The 15018-nt window shown below is 65.0% G+C and carries 17 protein-coding genes; 8 read left to right on the forward strand and 9 right to left on the reverse strand.

The genetic code is table 11. The features are described 5' to 3' along the window. Window positions 1–322 precede the first annotated feature (322 nt). From ACESL9_RS13570 to ACESL9_RS13595, 6 genes are all read left to right on the forward strand, one after another. Window positions 323–1042, forward strand: a complete 720-nt coding sequence (locus ACESL9_RS13570) for an SH3 domain-containing protein (RefSeq protein ID WP_372674982.1) — start codon at window positions 323–325, stop codon at window positions 1040–1042. Between the two features lie 76 nt (window positions 1043–1118). Further along, window positions 1119–1949 carry an SDR family NAD(P)-dependent oxidoreductase gene (locus ACESL9_RS13575; protein ID WP_372615048.1) on the forward strand — a complete coding sequence of 277 codons (831 nt, stop codon included), beginning with the start codon at window positions 1119–1121 and terminating at the stop codon, window positions 1947–1949. Window positions 1950–2171: 222 nt separating this feature from the next. After that, window positions 2172–2375 (forward strand): twin transmembrane helix small protein, encoded by a 204-nt coding sequence (locus ACESL9_RS13580; RefSeq protein ID WP_372615049.1) that lies wholly within the window; start codon window positions 2172–2174, stop codon window positions 2373–2375. Window positions 2376–2379: 4 nt separating this feature from the next. Continuing rightward, complete coding sequence (locus ACESL9_RS13585) at window positions 2380–2952, forward strand: cob(I)yrinic acid a,c-diamide adenosyltransferase (protein ID WP_372615050.1); 573 nt, start codon at window positions 2380–2382, stop codon at window positions 2950–2952. Between the two features lie 326 nt (window positions 2953–3278). Continuing rightward, entirely contained in the window at window positions 3279–4037 is a 759-nt protein-coding gene (locus ACESL9_RS13590) for an electron transfer flavoprotein subunit beta/FixA family protein (RefSeq protein WP_372615051.1), read from the forward strand. Further along, a complete protein-coding gene (locus tag ACESL9_RS13595; RefSeq protein ID WP_372615052.1) occupies window positions 4037–4963 on the forward strand; it encodes an electron transfer flavoprotein subunit alpha/FixB family protein in 927 nt (308 codons plus the stop codon). The genes ACESL9_RS13590 and ACESL9_RS13595 overlap by 1 nt, the downstream gene beginning before the upstream one ends. A 60-nt stretch (window positions 4964–5023) precedes the next feature. Here the strand turns inward: ACESL9_RS13595 and ACESL9_RS13600 are convergent, their stop codons facing one another. Then, window positions 5024–5854 carry a DUF6473 family protein gene (locus ACESL9_RS13600; RefSeq protein ID WP_372615053.1) on the reverse strand — a complete coding sequence of 277 codons (831 nt, stop codon included), beginning with the start codon at window positions 5852–5854 and terminating at the stop codon, window positions 5024–5026. 169 nt (window positions 5855–6023) lie between these two features. On the opposite strand from ACESL9_RS13600, the gene ACESL9_RS13605 reads away from it, so the two are divergent. Next, entirely contained in the window at window positions 6024–6899 is an 876-nt protein-coding gene (locus ACESL9_RS13605) for a 3-hydroxybutyryl-CoA dehydrogenase (RefSeq protein ID WP_372615054.1), read from the forward strand. 24 nt (window positions 6900–6923) lie between these two features. Here the strand turns inward: ACESL9_RS13605 and ACESL9_RS13610 are convergent, their stop codons facing one another. The 7 genes from ACESL9_RS13610 to ACESL9_RS13640 all read right to left on the reverse strand — a co-directional run bounded on the left by ACESL9_RS13610 (window position 6924) and on the right by ACESL9_RS13640 (window position 12485). Then, window positions 6924–7772: a lysophospholipid acyltransferase family protein gene (locus ACESL9_RS13610; RefSeq protein ID WP_372615066.1), complete on the reverse strand. Its 849-nt coding sequence runs from the start codon at window positions 7770–7772 to the stop codon at window positions 6924–6926. Between the two features lie 117 nt (window positions 7773–7889). Continuing rightward, on the reverse strand, window positions 7890–8168 hold the full coding sequence (locus ACESL9_RS13615) for an HPr family phosphocarrier protein (RefSeq protein WP_372615055.1): 279 nt from the start codon (window positions 8166–8168) through the stop codon (window positions 7890–7892). A 19-nt stretch (window positions 8169–8187) separates the two neighbouring features. Further along, window positions 8188–8580 (reverse strand): PTS sugar transporter subunit IIA, encoded by a 393-nt coding sequence (locus tag ACESL9_RS13620; protein WP_372615056.1) that lies wholly within the window; start codon window positions 8578–8580, stop codon window positions 8188–8190. 38 nt (window positions 8581–8618) lie between these two features. Then, window positions 8619–9569 carry an RNase adapter RapZ gene (gene rapZ / locus ACESL9_RS13625; protein ID WP_372674983.1) on the reverse strand — a complete coding sequence of 317 codons (951 nt, stop codon included), beginning with the start codon at window positions 9567–9569 and terminating at the stop codon, window positions 8619–8621. Between the two features lie 33 nt (window positions 9570–9602). Beyond that, on the reverse strand, window positions 9603–10037 hold the full coding sequence (locus tag ACESL9_RS13630; RefSeq protein ID WP_372615058.1) for an HPr kinase/phosphorylase: 435 nt from the start codon (window positions 10035–10037) through the stop codon (window positions 9603–9605). A 3-nt stretch (window positions 10038–10040) separates the two neighbouring features. Continuing rightward, on the reverse strand, window positions 10041–11729 hold the full coding sequence (locus ACESL9_RS13635) for a sensor N-terminal transmembrane domain-containing protein (protein WP_372615067.1): 1689 nt from the start codon (window positions 11727–11729) through the stop codon (window positions 10041–10043). 54 nt (window positions 11730–11783) lie between these two features. Next, entirely contained in the window at window positions 11784–12485 is a 702-nt protein-coding gene (locus tag ACESL9_RS13640; protein ID WP_372674984.1) for a response regulator transcription factor, read from the reverse strand. Window positions 12486–12889: 404 nt separating this feature from the next. Here ACESL9_RS13640 and ACESL9_RS13645 point away from each other — a divergent pair, with 404 nt between their 5' ends. Then, entirely contained in the window at window positions 12890–14488 is a 1599-nt protein-coding gene (locus ACESL9_RS13645) for a phosphoenolpyruvate carboxykinase (protein ID WP_372674985.1), read from the forward strand. 127 nt (window positions 14489–14615) lie between these two features. On the opposite strand, the gene ACESL9_RS13650 is transcribed toward ACESL9_RS13645, so the two are convergent. Beyond that, a partial coding sequence (locus tag ACESL9_RS13650) for a TSUP family transporter (protein ID WP_372674986.1) occupies window positions 14616–15018 on the reverse strand: 403 nt, incomplete at its 5' end.

Here is a 15018-nt window from a genome sequence, read left to right on the forward strand (position 1 = left end):
TCGGGCACCTGGTCGTCGGGATCGTCCAGCAAATCGCTCATGCGCGTTCTTTAGCGATGCGGATGAAGGCCATCAAGCGTGATCGCGTCTCGGCATCGTCCCGAGACCGCCGGGGCCCTGTGCGCGCGTCGGGGCTCCCCGGCTGTCTCTGCATCGTCGCATGATGCAGGCATGATGTATTCCCGCATCAGGCGAAAAAGCTCAGCCGCTTCCCATGCATGGATCAGGGCGAATCATATATATAAGCATGTATACAGGAAGGAGTGTGGGGGTCTGAACGGTCAAGTCGGGTCTATCGTTGGGTAATTGGGGGTTCGCTGCCATGTGGCGCTTTATCGTGATGACATTCGGATTTCTCGGGTGGGCGTTCTTCGAGTTGAGCGGCGGGGTCGAATATGCACCACGCGACGGCTCGCTCCAGGCGGTACGCGCCGAGATCCACGCGAAGACCGAGAAACAGGCGCAACGCGCGCAAATCGCGCGCGAAGCAGCCCGGACCGCGCACAACCCGCCCACAAGCGCCGGGGCGGAGGCCGCCAGTGAAGATGACAATGCACAGGTTGTCCTGATCGGCACCGCCGAGCCCAAGGCGGCACCTGGCGACAAGCGCCGGCACCTGACGCTCAGCACCCGGCCCGATTCCACCGGTCGCGGCGTCTCCAAGCCCGTGCGGAGCGACAACAATCGCAACGTGCTGAGCGGGACCGGGATTTCCCCGGACCTGAGCCCGGAAGAACAGGCGGCGCTGGCCATCGACATCGTCACCGGCAAGGCCCGGCTGACCGATGAAGCCCCCGGCAACCGGATCGAGGCAAGCGAATCGCCCGAACCCGCCACGTCACGGGACATCCGCGTGGTGAGCGGCGCCCGCGTGAACCTGCGCGGCGGGCCAGGCATGCAATTCGGTATCGTGGACAGCCTGCCCCAGGGCACGCGGGTCGAGGTGCTCAACGATCCGGGGCTGGGCTGGGTTGAACTGCAGGTCAATGACAGCGAAGTATCGGGCTGGATGGCCGAGCGGCTTCTGTTGGCGACGGACTGAGCGTCAATCCGTTGCAACGTCCGGCAAATTCGCATAGCCCGGCAGCGCGCGACGGAGACCCCATGGCACCCCTCGAATGACAGGCAGATCCATCCTTGTTACCGGCTGCTCAAGCGGCATCGGTCATGACGCGGCCCACGGCCTGCGCGCGCGCGGCTGGCAGGTCTTTGCCGCCTGCCGCAAACCCGGGGATTGCGCGCGCCTGCGCGACGAAGGGTTTGACGCGCCGCTGATCGACCATGCGGACGCGGCCAGCATCGAAAGCGGGCTGGCCGAGGTGCTGGAGGCGACTGGCGGGCGGCTCGACGCGCTTTTCAACAACGGCGCCTTCGCCCTGCCCGGCGCGGTCGAGGATCTGCCCACAGATGGCCTGCGCAGCATCTTCGAGGCCAATCTCTTCGGCGTCCACGACCTGACCCGCCGGGTGATCCCGGTGATGCGCGCGCAGGGACATGGCCGGATCGTCAACTGCTCGTCGGTGCTGGGGCTGGTGCCGATGCGCTGGCGCGGGGCCTACGTGGCGACGAAATTCGCGCTCGAAGGGCTCACCGATGTGCTGCGAATCGAGATGCGTGACACGCCCCTTCACGTCATTACCATCGAACCCGGCCCCGTCACCTCGAAGATCCGCGAGAACTCGATCCCGCATTTCGAGCGCTGGATCGACTGGGAATCGAGCGCGCGCGCCGAGCAATACCGGGACAGCCTGCTCAAGCGGCTCTACATCGCGCGCGGCCCCGACCGGTTCGAACTGCCCGCCTCTGCCGTGACCCGCAAGCTTGCCCACGCGCTCGAATCCCGCCGCCCGCGCCCGCGCTACTACGTGACCACGCCCACCTACCTGATGGGGGCGGCGCGGCGCATCCTGCCGACCCGCGCGCTCGACTGGCTGATCTCGAGGGGATGAAAACGCAACGCGATCGGCCGTTCATCCCCGCGATCCGGACATGCCCGCAACCCCGGCCTCATCGTTCGGGGCGCGCTTTTCCGGGGTGACGACCATCAGGAGGACGCGGTGCAATGAAGGCACGACGGCCTGCTGGCGTAATGACGCAGCGGGCCAGATCACCCCTTCGCTTTGCCGCGCTGATCCTCTAGACAGGGCACAACGCAGCGAAAGGAGCCGCAGATGGCCAACGATCCACTGTTCTGGGTTGCCGCGCTCGCCTGTGTCGCGGTGCTGATCATCCTGATGATCGGCGTCGGCGGCTTTGCCAAGGGCGGCGATTTCAACCGCAAGCATGCCAACAAGGTGATGCGCTGGCGGATCGGGGCGCAGGCGGTGGCGATCGCGCTCATTCTTCTCTTTGTCTGGATGCGCTCAGGAGGTTGAGGCCATGGTGGTTCTGTCGAAAATCTACACACGTACCGGCGATGGTGGCGATACCGCGCTGGGCGACGGTTCGCGCCGGGTCAAGCATGACCTGCGGGTCGCCGCCTATGGCACGGTGGACGAGTTGAACGCGACGCTGGGCCTGGCCCGGCTGCACGCCAGCGGGGACACCGACACCGCGCTGAGCCGGATCCAGAACGATCTTTTCGATCTCGGGGCCGACCTGTGCCGCCCCGACATGGACAAGGATGCCGAGGCCGAATACCCCCCCCTGCGCATGGCCGAGGCGCAGGTCACGCGGCTCGAATCCGAGATCGATGCGATGAACACCGAACTCGAACCGCTGCGCAGCTTCATCCTGCCCGGCGGCTCCGAGCTTGCCGCCCATCTCCATCTCTGCCGCACCGTGGCGCGCCGGGCAGAACGCTGCGCGGTGGAGCTGGCCGGCATCGAGGATGTGAACGCCGCGGCCGTGAAATACCTCAACCGGCTGAGCGACTGGTTCTTCGTCGCCGCACGAATCGCCAATGACGGCGGCCGGGCCGACGTTCTCTGGGTGCCCGGCGCCAACCGCTGATCCCGCTCCTTCATCTTGCCCGCAATACTCATCTTGCCTATCGGCCCGCACCCCGGCCTCCGCGCACAGACGCGCGAGAGCGACGGGGCGGGTGGGTGGGCGTCGCTCTCGCGCGTCCCCCGGTGCCTTCGGGTTCCCTTGCGGCAGCCTCGCTTCCGGCCGCCACGACACCCGCAAAAACTCCCGAACGCGACGTCGAATGACACGCACGTGACGATTTTTCCCTGTCTCAACGCGCCACGAGCCTGTAACAGAACCCGGAGAGTTGGAATCGACCCGCGCACTCTTTCGCGGGTGGTATCTGGGATGTGAAGGAGAGAACGCCAATGAAGGTGCTTGTGCCTGTCAAACGCGTGATCGACTACAACGTGAAGGTCCGCGTCAAGTCGGACGGATCGGGTGTCGATCTTGCCAATGTCAAAATGTCGATGAACCCCTTCGACGAGATCGCTGTCGAAGAGGCGATCCGCCTCAAGGAAGCCGGCAAGGCCGAAGAGGTCGTGGCCGTGTCGATCGGTGTGAAACAGGCGCAGGAAACGCTGCGCACCGCGCTCGCCATGGGGGCCGACCGCGCCATCCTGGTCGTGGCCGCCGATGACGTGCACCAGGATATCGAGCCGCTGGCCGTGGCCAAGATCCTCGCCAAGGTGGTGGAGGAAGAAGAGCCGGGCCTCGTTCTCGCCGGGAAACAGGCGATCGACAACGACATGAACGCTACCGGGCAGATGCTCTCGGCGCTTCTGGGCTGGAGCCAGGCCACCTTTGCCTCCAAGCTCGACATCGACGGCGACAGTGCCGTTGTGACCCGCGAGGTCGATGGCGGCTTGCAGACCATCAAGGTCAAGATGCCCGCGATCGTCACGGTCGATCTGCGCCTGAACGAGCCGCGCTACGCGTCGCTGCCCAACATCATGAAGGCCAAGAAAAAGCCGCTCGACGAGAAGACCGCCGAGGATTACGGCGTCGATGTCACGCCGCGGCTGGAAATCGTGAAAACGAGTGAGCCCGAGGCGCGGCAGGCCGGTGAGATCGTGCCCGATGTCGATACGCTCGTGGCAAAACTCAAAGAGAAGGGGGTCGTGTAATGGCTGTTCTTTTGCTGGGTGAAGTGAACGACGGCGAATTGTCGCTGGACGCCACCGCCAAGGCCGTGACCGCCGCGAAGGCACTGGGCGACGTGACCGTGCTCTGCGCGGGTGCCTCGGCCGCCGCCGCGGGCGAAGCCGCCGCCAAGATCGACGGCGTGTCCAAGGTGCTGGTCGCCGAGGATGCCAGCCTCGGCCACCGCCTGGCCGAGCCCACCGCCGCGCTGATCGTGTCACTGGCTGGCGATTACGACCATATCGTCGCCCCCGCCACGACCGACGCCAAGAACGTGATGCCGCGGGTTGCCGCACTGCTCGACGTGATGGTGATCTCGGATGCCTCGGGCGTGGTCGACGCCGACACGTTCGAGCGCCCGATCTATGCCGGCAACGCGGTGCAGACGGTGAAATCGAGCGATGGCAAGAAGGTCATCACCTTCCGCACATCGACCTTCGATGCCGCCGGCGACGGTGGCTCGGCCACGGTCGAGACCATTGGCGCCGCCGACAATCCCGGCCTGTCGGAATGGGTCGAGGACAAGGTGGCCGAAAGCGACCGCCCCGAGCTTACCAGCGCGGGCGTCGTCGTCTCGGGTGGCCGTGGTGTCGGGTCCGAGGACGATTTCAAGCTGATCGAGCAACTGGCCGACAAGCTGGGCGCCGCGGTCGGTGCAAGCCGCGCCGCGGTCGATTCGGGCTATGCGCCCAACGATTGGCAGGTCGGCCAGACCGGCAAGGTCGTCGCACCCGAGCTTTACGTGGCCGTGGGTATCTCGGGCGCGATCCAGCACCTGGCGGGGATGAAGGATTCCAAGATCATCGTCGCGATCAACAAGGACGAAGAGGCCCCGATCTTCCAGGTCGCCGATTACGGCCTCGTGGCGGACCTCTTCACCGCCGTGCCCGAACTGATCGAGAAGCTCTGATACGGGGCGCAGAAGCGCACCGAACACGACAGGGGCCCGCCACCACCGGCGGGCCCTTTTTCATTGCAGGAGACCGGCCAGCGCGTCCACCACCGCGCCTGCGGCCTCGTCATGGGCGGCCGGGCCCATCAGGCCGCGCGCAACCGGCTCGTCCATGTCGGAATAGATCATCCCGTCCGTGCCATGTGCCAGTGCGGCCGGGCTTGCCACAACCTCGATCATCCGGGCCACGCGCGGGCGCAGTCGCTCGATCATCCAGCGTTCGATACCGAACGGGTCCTGTTCCGCGCCGGTCGGGTCCATCCGCTCTTCGGGCGCATGATCGGCGAACCACACCATCACGACCTCGGTCTCAAGCCGGGTCAGGAGCGTGCCCATCCGCGCCACCCAGGCCTGCTGCACCTCGTCCACGACCAGCCGGAACCGTTCCGGCGCGACCGTGGCAAGCCGGCCGAGCATATGGCGGGTAAAATGGAACTCGGTAAAATCCACCTCGCGAAAGATCGTCTGCATCAGTTGCGAGGCCCGGATGAAGCGGTCGTTCCGGCGCGGATGCACCGCGTAGAACCGGTTGCTGAGGTTCTGCGCCCCCATGACCTGAACTACGCAGATCCGCGCCCGCGCCGCCACATCGAGAACCCGGGGCGCGTTGAGATAGACATCGAGCCCCGCAGCGTTCAGCCCGAAATTGACACAGGTCAGCCCGGTCGCGGCCTCGACAAGGGCCGGATAGGGCCGGGCAATGAACTTGCCATAGGTCTCGGTCCCGCCGAGAAAGGCCAGGTAGTCGCCACCAAGATCGCGTTTCGGCCCGCGGAATGACAGCCCGCTGTCGCCGTAATTGCACGGTTGATAGTCAAGGGACCGCCCCCCCGGAGTCGCGAAGGTCATCTCACCCACCATTTCTGTCTCACCCGGATGCAGAATCACCGACGGGGATTGCCATTTCCCTAACGCGCGAATTTGGCGTGAATTTTCCCGGTCTGCGCCCAAGCCCGCCCTTGCCCTGCCCGCCCGCGCGCGCCTATTGTCGCCGGGGCAGAACGAGAGGGTACAGGCGATGGACATTCACAAGGTGGGCGTGATCGGCGCGGGACAGATGGGCAACGGGATCGCCCATGTGATGGCACTTGCGGGCTATGACGTGACCCTGAACGACATCGACCAGGATGCGCTTGATTCGGCGATGGCCCGGATCGAGAAGAACATGGCCCGCCAGGTCGGGCGCGACCAGATCACCGAAGAGGACATGCAGCGCGCGCTCGGGCGCATCAACCCCACACTCGACATGGCACGGGTGGGCGACAGCGACCTGGTGATCGAATCCGCGACCGAGAACGAGGCGATCAAGAACAAGATCATCGAAGGGCTGATCCCGCATCTGCGCCCCGAGACGATCGTGACCTCGAACACCTCGTCGATCTCGATCACGCGGCTGGCCGCACGCACCGACCGTCCCGAGAAATTCATGGGGTTTCACTTCATGAACCCGGTGCCGCTGATGAAACTGGTCGAGCTGATCCGCGGCATCGCCACCGACGAGGAAACCTACAAGAGTTGCCTTGGCGTGGTCGAACGGCTCGACAAGACGGCCGCCTCTGCCGAGGATTTTCCGGCCTTCATCGTCAACCGCATCCTGATCCCGATGATCAACGAGGCTTGCTATACGCTTTACGAGGGCGTCGGCAACGTGCGCTCGATCGACCAGGCGATGAAACTGGGGGCCAATCACCCCATGGGGCCGCTCGAACTCGCGGATTTCATCGGGCTCGATACATGCCTTGCGATCATGAACGTGCTGCATGACGGGCTGGCCGACACGAAATACCGCCCCTGTCCGCTGATGACGAAATATGTCGAGGCCGGATGGCTGGGCCGCAAGGCGGGCCGAGGATTCTATGACTACCGCGGCGAGACGCCGGTGCCCACACGCTGACGCATCGGGCCTTTCGCCGCGCGCTCAGTCCTCCAGCGAGAGGGTATGCGCGCGCAACCACGCCATGAAGCCGCGCGGGTCGGTCTTGACCTCTTCGAGCTTCTCGGGCGGGACCGGGTGGCCGATCACCGGCGATTGCGGCTTGTTGCAGCTGTGCACGATCTCGTGCAGCAACAGCCCCTGTCGCAAAGTGGCCGAGATGCGGTTGGCGATCTGGTAGAGCCGCGAATTCGACCCGGTAAACCGCACCGGCACGACCTGTGCACCCGACCGGCGAATCATCTGCGCGGTAAAGACATTCCATTCGCGTTCGATCACCGGCCCGAACATCGAATCCGACGAGGCCACCACCCCGGAGGGAAACAGCGTGACCAGCCCCCCCGCCTTGAGATGCTCCATGGCCCGGCCGCGCATTTCGACGAACTTGCGCTGCGCGTCATCCTCGTAGGGAAACGGCACCGGGATCATGAAGGACGATGCGACCTCGTCGATACCCGTCAACAGCGCGCGGGTCAGGATCTTGTAATCCGGTCGCACCCGCCCGATCAGCTCGGCCAGGATCATCCCGTCGACGAGGCCATGCGGGTGATTGGCGACCAGCACGACCGGCCCCTCCTTCGGAATCCGCGCAAGCTGTTCCTCGGGCGTGCCCAGCGGGATGCCCATCACGTCAAGCGCGGCGGGCCAGAATGCCTGGCCGCGCGGCGCGCCGCGCCGTTCGAATTCGCGGACCATGCGAATGATCCTGATCTTGCCGGTCAGCCATTCGATGCTGCGAATTGCCGTCGCACGCAACGGGCTGTCAAAGGAATTGGCATAGGTCAGCGACCGCCGGTCATGCCGCACCGTCGGTTCGGCCGGATCGGCGTGCATGTTGGCATCGAGCGGACCCGGGCCCCCAAGCCCGTCCTGTCTGGGTCTGTCCTGGGTGCGATCTACCACTTGGGCGAAACCCCGTATCCTTCCTTGGCGCCGCCTGCGCGGCGCCGGTCAGTTGTCCTCGCCGAACCGGTCCGCCACCAGCGCCGCCAGCGCATCGGCCAGCGCCTCGGCATCGGGTCCGGTCACCTGCACGTCAATAGTGCTTCCTTTCGGCGCTGCCAACATCAAAAGGCCCATGATGCTGTCGCCGCTGGCGCTCATCCCGTCCTTTATGATCTCGGCATGGGCGTCGAAGCCCTCGACCACCTCGACAAGCTTGGCCGAGGCGCGGGCATGCAGCCCCTTTTCGTTGACGATCGTCAACTGGCGCAGAGTGGTTTCGCTCATGGGCTTGCGTCGATCCTTGTCACCCGGCTGAAATGGTCTGGCTGTCGATATACTTGCGCCCCGCATCCATGGCCAGACGCACCGCCTCGGGCACGTTCAGATGGCGGGATTTTGCAAGCTTGATCAGCATCGGCAGGTTCGCCCCGTAGAGGATCCGGCGCTTTTCCTGCGCGCAGGCCATCAGCGAGAGGTTTGACGGCGAGCCGCCGAACATGTCGACCACCACCACCACGCCGTCGCCCTGATCGACCTCGTCGGCGGCCTCGCAGATCTCGGCCTGTTTCGCGGCACGGTCGCAATCGGCCGCGATGGCCACCGATCGCACCCCCTTCTGCACGCCGACCACATGCTCGACCGCGGCCAGGTATTCCCGGGCCAGCCCGCCATGCGCCACGATCACGATCCCGATCACGCCTGTGGTTCCTCGCTCATTTCCTCTCGTGCCTCCGGTCAAGGTCGCGACGGGGCGCTTGCGTGGCGCTCCAGTTCGCGGTGCCTTATTGACACCGGCCAGCCCTCCTCTGCAAGGGTCTTGGCCAGCTTTTCGGCCAATGCGACCGACCTGTGTTGCCCGCCGGTGCAGCCGAACGCAACCGACAGATGTGCCTTGCCCTCCTCGGCATGTGCCGGCAGCAGCATCCGCACCAATCCTGCCACGCGGTCGAAGAACTCGGCAAAGCGGGGGTCCGTCGCGATATGACCTGCAACGCGCGCATCGCGCCCGTCGAACATGCGCAGGTCAGGCTCCCAATAGGGGTTCCTGAGAAAGCGGCAATCGAACACCATGTCGATGCCCCGCGGCAGCCCGCGCTTGTAGGAGAAGGAGTTGACCGACACGGCCAGCCGCCGCCCCTGAGGGTCGGGGGCGAACCAGCCTTCGACCTCGGCGCGCAGGTCATGCGGTGTCAGATCCGAGGTGTCGATCAGGATATCGGCCCGCGCGCGCACCGGCATCAACAGGTCGAACTCGCGCGCGATGCCCAGCTCCGGACTCTCGGCCGGCGCCAGCGGATGACGGCGGCGGGTCTCCGAAAAGCGCCGCAGCAGCACGTCCTCGCGACAATCGAGATAGAGCACTTCGAGCCGCTGACCGGGGCCATGCCCCATGGCGTCGATCAATTCGATCAGGGCATTGGCCGAGAACTCGCGATTCCGTGTGTCGATCCCCAGTGCCAGCGGCCGGTCATGCCCCGGCCCCTCCAGCAGCCGCGGCATGAGCGACAGCGGCAGGTTGTCGATCGCCTCGTATCCCAGGTCCTCGAGCGCCCGGATCGCGGTGGAGCGGCCAGCCCCGGAAGGGCCGGTCACCAGAACGCGGCGCAGCCGGTTTTGCGAATCGGCCGGCGCATCGCCCGGACGCGCAACGGGATGATCCGGGGCGTGGGGCCGATTTTCGGACATGATGATCCTAGCCTCCGAGTTGCAGTCAAACGGTCAGTCGCTGCGACCGCCCTTGAGATATTGCATGATCGCGGCCGGAAAATGACCTGTCTCGACATTGTGAAGCAAAGGCAGCTCGAGGCCCAGAACCGATTTGCTGCGACGCGGCGGAAGTCGCTCAGTCTCGGCCCTGTCGAGATCGACGACCAGCGCCAGCGGCACCGGCCCGACCGGCGCCGCCCCGAGCAGGCCGACGAATCGCGCCTCGATCAGGCCCGAGATCGCGGGCGGGCAGGTCGCGATCAGCCCGGCATCCGCCCGCGTCACGATCACCCGGTCATCGGCAACCAACCCGGCGCCAAGCGCCATGAGCCTGAGCGCCAAGGCCGACTTGCCCCCCCCCGACGCCCCGAGCATGAGGATCCCGCGCCCGTCGACGGCGACGCAACTTCCATGGAAAACCTCGCGGTGTTCCGGCGCCTGCGCCATGGGTCAGAGCGGGAGGCCGACGACGAACCGCGCGCCCAGCGGCTCCGAGACGGCGTCGGCATCGGTGGGGCGGATGTTCTCGGCCCAGATCACGCCATCATGCGCTTCGACGATCTGTTTCGAGATCGCGAGGCCAAGCCCCGAATTGTTGCCGAACTGGCCTTCGGGGCGTTCGGAATAGAACCGTTTGAAGATGTTGCTGAGCGCCTGTTCGGGAATGCCGGGGCCGGTATCCTCGACCACGACCAGCACCCGGTTCTCGCGCTTGCGCGCCCAGACGCGGATCGCGTCACCCTCTTCGCAGAACGAGATCGCGTTGGTGATCAGGTTGACAAAGACCTGCGCCAGCCGCGCCTCGAGCCCGTTGATCACGATCGGGTCCTGCGGCAGATCGGTGATGAAGTCGATACCCTTCTTCTTGGCATCCTCGCCCAGGAACTGGCACAGGTTGCCCAGCATCTTGAGCAGGTCAAAACTCTCCTGCTCTTCCTTGACCAGCTCGCTGTCGAGCCGCGAAGCGTTCGAGATGTCGCTCACCAGCCGGTCGAGGCGGCGCACGTCATGCTCGATCACGTCGAGCAGCTTGTCGCGATGCTCTTGCTTCTTGACCATGCGCAGGCTGCCCACGGCGCTGCGCAGGCTGGCCAGCGGGTTCTTGATCTCGTGCGCGACATCGGCGGCGAATTGTTCGTTGCTGTCGATCCGGTCGTAAAGAGCGGCCACCATGCCCCGCAGCGCGCCTGACAGGCGCCCGATCTCGTCGGGCCGCGCCGTCAGATCGGGGATGCGGATGCGCCCGCCGGTGCGCCGTTTGCGATTGTCGCGGTCGCGCCCGAGTTCGGCAGCGGCGGCCAGGTCGGAAATCGGGTTGGCGATGATCGAGGCCAGCACGAGGCTCAACCCGATCGACACCAGCGTCGCGACGATGAACATCTGCAGCACCCGCTCGCGTTCCCCCCGGACAAGGCGGTCGATCTCGCCCGAGGTGGCCGCGAGCGCCACCACCGCGACGGACTCACCTTCCTGCTTGACCGGGGTGGCCACGGTAAAGACACGCCCCTCGCCCAAACCGCCCGGCGCGACCTGCGGGCCATTTCGCAGGGTCGATGCCACCAGATCACGCGCCTGATCCTCGACCGCGATCAGGACCTGCGCCGCGGGTTCGCTGCCCGACATCATGGTGATCTTTTCCCACAGCCAGCTCAACCCGTCGGTCAGAACCGTGCGACTGGCCTCGGGCGGATCGTCGAAGGCCGCGCCGATGCCGCGCCCGCCAACCGTCCCGACCAGCGAGCCCGCGCTGTCGAACACGAACACCTGCACCCCTTGCCGCAGCGCCAGCCCGTCGAGAACCTTGTTCACGTCGACCCCGTCGCCGGCCGCGAAATCGACCGGCGTTTCCGAGGGGATCGCCGCCTCGAACACGTTGGAGATCAGCGTGGCCTCGGCCATCAACCCGCGCGCGCGCTGCTGCGCCAGCCCGTCGCGCGACGAGTTGAGATAGAGGATTCCAGCGACCAGCACGTTGAGTGCGATCAGGTTGAAGGTGATGATCTTGCGCGCCAGCGGCGAGCCCTTGAGCGAGAACAGGCCGCGCTTCTCGCGGCTGGCACGCAGCTCGTCGTCAACGGTGCTTCCGGGGGTGACGAAATCGTCCCCCAGAACAATATCACCATCGCGTTCTGGCGCCATGTCGCGCACGCTCACCCCTCGATCGGGCCGATCCGGCCCGGTTGCCCGCCCCGCCTATTCTTCGTTGTAGCGGTAGCCAATTCCATAAAGCGTCTCGATCGCCGAGAATTCCGGATCGACGCTGCGCATCTTCTTGCGCAGACGCTTGATGTGGCTGTCGATGGTGCGGTCATCCACATAGACCTGATCGTCATAGGCCACGTCCATCAACTGGTCGCGCGACTTGACGAAACCGGGCCGTTGCGCCAGCGCCTGCAACAGCAGGAACTCGGTCACGGTCAGCGACACGTCCTGCCCCTTCCAGGCGACCGCGTGGCGCAGCGGGTCCATCCGCAACTCGCCGCGTTCCATCACCTTGGTCTCTTCGGTATCGCCCACGATGTCGCCCGCGACTGCATCCTGCCGGCGCAGAAGCGCGCGGATACGCTCGACCAGAAGCCGTTGGGAAAAAGGCTTTTTCACGTAATCGTCCGCGCCCATGCGCAGCCCCAGAACCTCGTCGATCTCCTCGTCCTTGGAGGTCAGGAAAATTACCGGCATCTGGGTTTTCTGGCGCAGCCGCTGAAGCAGGTCCATCCCGTCCATACGCGGCATCTTGATGTCAAGAACCGCCATGTCGGGAAGCTTGCGGTTGAACGCGTCCAGCGCCTGTTGCCCGTCGTGATAGGTTTCGACCTCGAACCCTTCCGCCTCGAGAGTCATGGCCACGGATGTCAGGATATTCCTGTCATCGTCCACAAGGGCGATTTTCGACATGTCCGAAATCCTTCTACTGCTCTTTATACCTGATTTTTCGCTCACACTCGCCCTTTTGACCTTTACAATCAATCCCAAACTGCGAATCACCCCCGCCGCAGGGCCGATTTTGACACTGAAATGTCTTAACAATGGCTAATTTGCCTCACATTTCGTCGCATCTCCGCGTTTGGTGGCGCTAACTTGGGCTTGGTTGCGCTAACTGCGCCAAACCGTCCTGTTCCTGACCGGAAACGACATGTTAAGAGGCGCGTTATCGGGCCGGTCGTGGGACCCGCCGCACCACGGGGCCGCGCCCGCAACCCGGCTCCGAATGCGAAGGCAGGGCTCGACCAGACCCGGACACCGGGGCGCGAGATGCGCGCGCGGTCCGGAAGCGCAGGCACTTGAAGGAGCATTGGCAGATGACATTTGGACGGGTAAACCCCAATTTCCAGCTTGAGGATCAAGGCATTACCGGGCTGGGAGATGTCCATTACAACCTCATGGAGCCGGCACTGATCGAAGCCGCGCTGCGCAATGGCGAAGGCCATCTCGGCAATGGCGGCACCTTTCTTGTCGCGACCGGGAAATTCACCGGCCGCTCGCCCAAGGACAAGCACGTGGTGCGCACCGAAAGCGTCGCCGACCAGATCTGGTGGGAAAACAATGCCGAAATGAGCGTGGAAGGTTTCGACACCCTCTATGCCGACATGCTCGATCACATGAAGGGGCGCAGCTACTACGTGCAGGACCTCATCGGCGGCGCCGACCCGGCCCATGCGATCAACGTGCGCATGGTCACCGAACTGGCCTGGCACGGGCTTTTCATCCGCCACCTGTTGCGCCGCCCCGAACGCTCGGCGCTCGAAGGCTATATCGCCGATTTCACCGTCATCAACTGCCCCGGTTTCAAGGCCGATCCGGCGCGTCACGATTGCCGCAGCGACACGGTGATCGCGCTCAATTTCGACCGCAAGCTGATCCTGATCGGCGGCACCGAGTATGCCGGCGAGAACAAGAAATCCGTGTTCACCCTGCTCAACTACCTGCTGCCGGAGAAAGGCGTCATGCCGATGCATTGCTCGGCCAACCACGCCACCGGCAACCCGGTCGACACCGCCGTCTTCTTCGGCCTGTCGGGCACCGGCAAGACCACGCTTTCGGCCGATCCGGCGCGCACGCTCATCGGCGATGACGAGCATGGCTGGTCGGATCGCGGCACCTTCAATTTCGAGGGCGGCTGCTATGCCAAGACGATCGGCCTCGATGCCGAGGCCGAGCCGGAAATCTTTGCCACCACGTCGAAATTCGGCACGGTGATCGAGAACATGGTGTTTGATGACGAAACCCGCGTTCTCGATTTCGAAGATGACGCGCTGACCGCGAACATGCGTTGCGCCTATCCGCTCGACTATATCTCGAACGCCTCGGATACAGGGATGGGCGGACACCCGAAAAACGTGATCATGCTGACTTGCGACGCCTTTGGCGTGCTGCCCCCGATCGCGCGGCTGACCCCGGCGCAGGCGATGTATCACTTCCTGTCGGGCTTCACCGCCAAGGTCGCCGGCACCGAGCGCGGCGTGACCGAGCCCGAGCCCACGTTCTCGACCTGTTTCGGCGCCCCCTTCATGCCGCGCCGTCCCGAGGTCTATGGCAACCTCCTGCGCGACAAGATCGCCACGCATGGTGCGACCTGCTGGCTGGTCAACACCGGCTGGACCGGCGGCGCCTATGGCACCGGCTCGCGGATGCCGATCCACGCCACGCGCGCGCTGCTGACCGCCGCACTTGACGGATCGCTGAACGAGGCGACCTTCCGCAAGGATCCGAATTTCGGTTTCGACGTGCCGGTGACCGTGCCGGGCGTCGATGCCACGCTGCTCGACCCGCGCGCGACCTGGGCCGACAAGGAAGGCTATGACGCGCAGGCCGCGAAACTGGTTCAGATGTTCGCCGACAATTTCGCGCAATACGTGCCCTATATCGACGACGACGTGAAGGCCGCCGCCATCGGGTAAGCCCGCAGGCGGGACAGATCATCGCAGCCCCCGGTTCGCAAGGATCGGGGCGCCCTGCCATTGGGCGAATGTGGCGCCTTTGAGTATTTTGCCCAAGAAAGAGAACGGCGCGTGGCGCGGGGGGCCTTTACCCCATCAACCCGCGGCGAATGAGGTTCAGCCCGGCAAAGATCAGCACGATGAGCGTTGCGCGCTGGAACAGGCGCTGGTCGATCCTGTCCTGCAGCTTGAACCCGATCCACATGCCGAAAAGCGCGGGCGGCAGCGTCGCAAACGCGAAGGGCAACGTTTCCCAGCGCAGCACGCCCGAGCCGACATGTGCCGCGCTCAGCACCACAGAGCCCAGCGCGTAAAGCACCCCCTGGATGCGCACCTGGTCGAGCTTGGGCGTGTCGAGCGCGGTCAGGAAGAGCACGGTGGGTGGCCCCCATGTGCCCGAAAAGCCCCCCATCGCCCCGGCCAGCGCGCCAACGCCAACCTGGGCCACCGGCTCGCGTTCCGGCGGAATCCGCGGGCGCCAGCCCCAAAGC

It is taken from the genome of Aquicoccus sp. (genome assembly GCF_041686535.1).
Taxonomy (GTDB): Bacteria; Pseudomonadota; Alphaproteobacteria; order Rhodobacterales; family Rhodobacteraceae; genus Aquicoccus.

Bases quoted from the DNA above. Each gene is read 5' to 3' on its own strand.
- ACESL9_RS13590 (WP_372615051.1), top strand. From the start codon at position 3,279: ATGAAGGTGCTTGTGCCTGTCAAACGCGTGATCGACTACAACGTGAAG.
- ACESL9_RS13570 (WP_372674982.1), top strand. From the start codon at position 323: ATGTGGCGCTTTATCGTGATGACATTCGGATTTCTCGGGTGGGCGTTC.
- ACESL9_RS13640 (WP_372674984.1), bottom strand. From the start codon at position 12,485: ATGTCGAAAATCGCCCTTGTGGACGATGACAGGAATATCCTGACATCC.
- ACESL9_RS13635 (WP_372615067.1), bottom strand. From the start codon at position 11,729: ATGGCGCCAGAACGCGATGGTGATATTGTTCTGGGGGACGATTTCGTC.
- ACESL9_RS13615 (WP_372615055.1), bottom strand. From the start codon at position 8,168: ATGAGCGAAACCACTCTGCGCCAGTTGACGATCGTCAACGAAAAGGGG.
- ACESL9_RS13605 (WP_372615054.1), top strand. From the start codon at position 6,024: ATGGACATTCACAAGGTGGGCGTGATCGGCGCGGGACAGATGGGCAAC.
- ACESL9_RS13580 (WP_372615049.1), top strand. From the start codon at position 2,172: ATGGCCAACGATCCACTGTTCTGGGTTGCCGCGCTCGCCTGTGTCGCG.
- ACESL9_RS13630 (WP_372615058.1), bottom strand. From the start codon at position 10,037: ATGGCGCAGGCGCCGGAACACCGCGAGGTTTTCCATGGAAGTTGCGTC.
- rapZ (WP_372674983.1), bottom strand. From the start codon at position 9,569: ATGTCCGAAAATCGGCCCCACGCCCCGGATCATCCCGTTGCGCGTCCG.
- ACESL9_RS13575 (WP_372615048.1), top strand. From the start codon at position 1,119: ATGACAGGCAGATCCATCCTTGTTACCGGCTGCTCAAGCGGCATCGGT.
- ACESL9_RS13610 (WP_372615066.1), bottom strand. From the start codon at position 7,772: ATGCACGCCGATCCGGCCGAACCGACGGTGCGGCATGACCGGCGGTCG.
- ACESL9_RS13585 (WP_372615050.1), top strand. From the start codon at position 2,380: ATGGTGGTTCTGTCGAAAATCTACACACGTACCGGCGATGGTGGCGAT.
- ACESL9_RS13595 (WP_372615052.1), top strand. From the start codon at position 4,037: ATGGCTGTTCTTTTGCTGGGTGAAGTGAACGACGGCGAATTGTCGCTG.
- ACESL9_RS13645 (WP_372674985.1), top strand. From the start codon at position 12,890: ATGACATTTGGACGGGTAAACCCCAATTTCCAGCTTGAGGATCAAGGC.
- ACESL9_RS13600 (WP_372615053.1), bottom strand. From the start codon at position 5,854: ATGACCTTCGCGACTCCGGGGGGGCGGTCCCTTGACTATCAACCGTGC.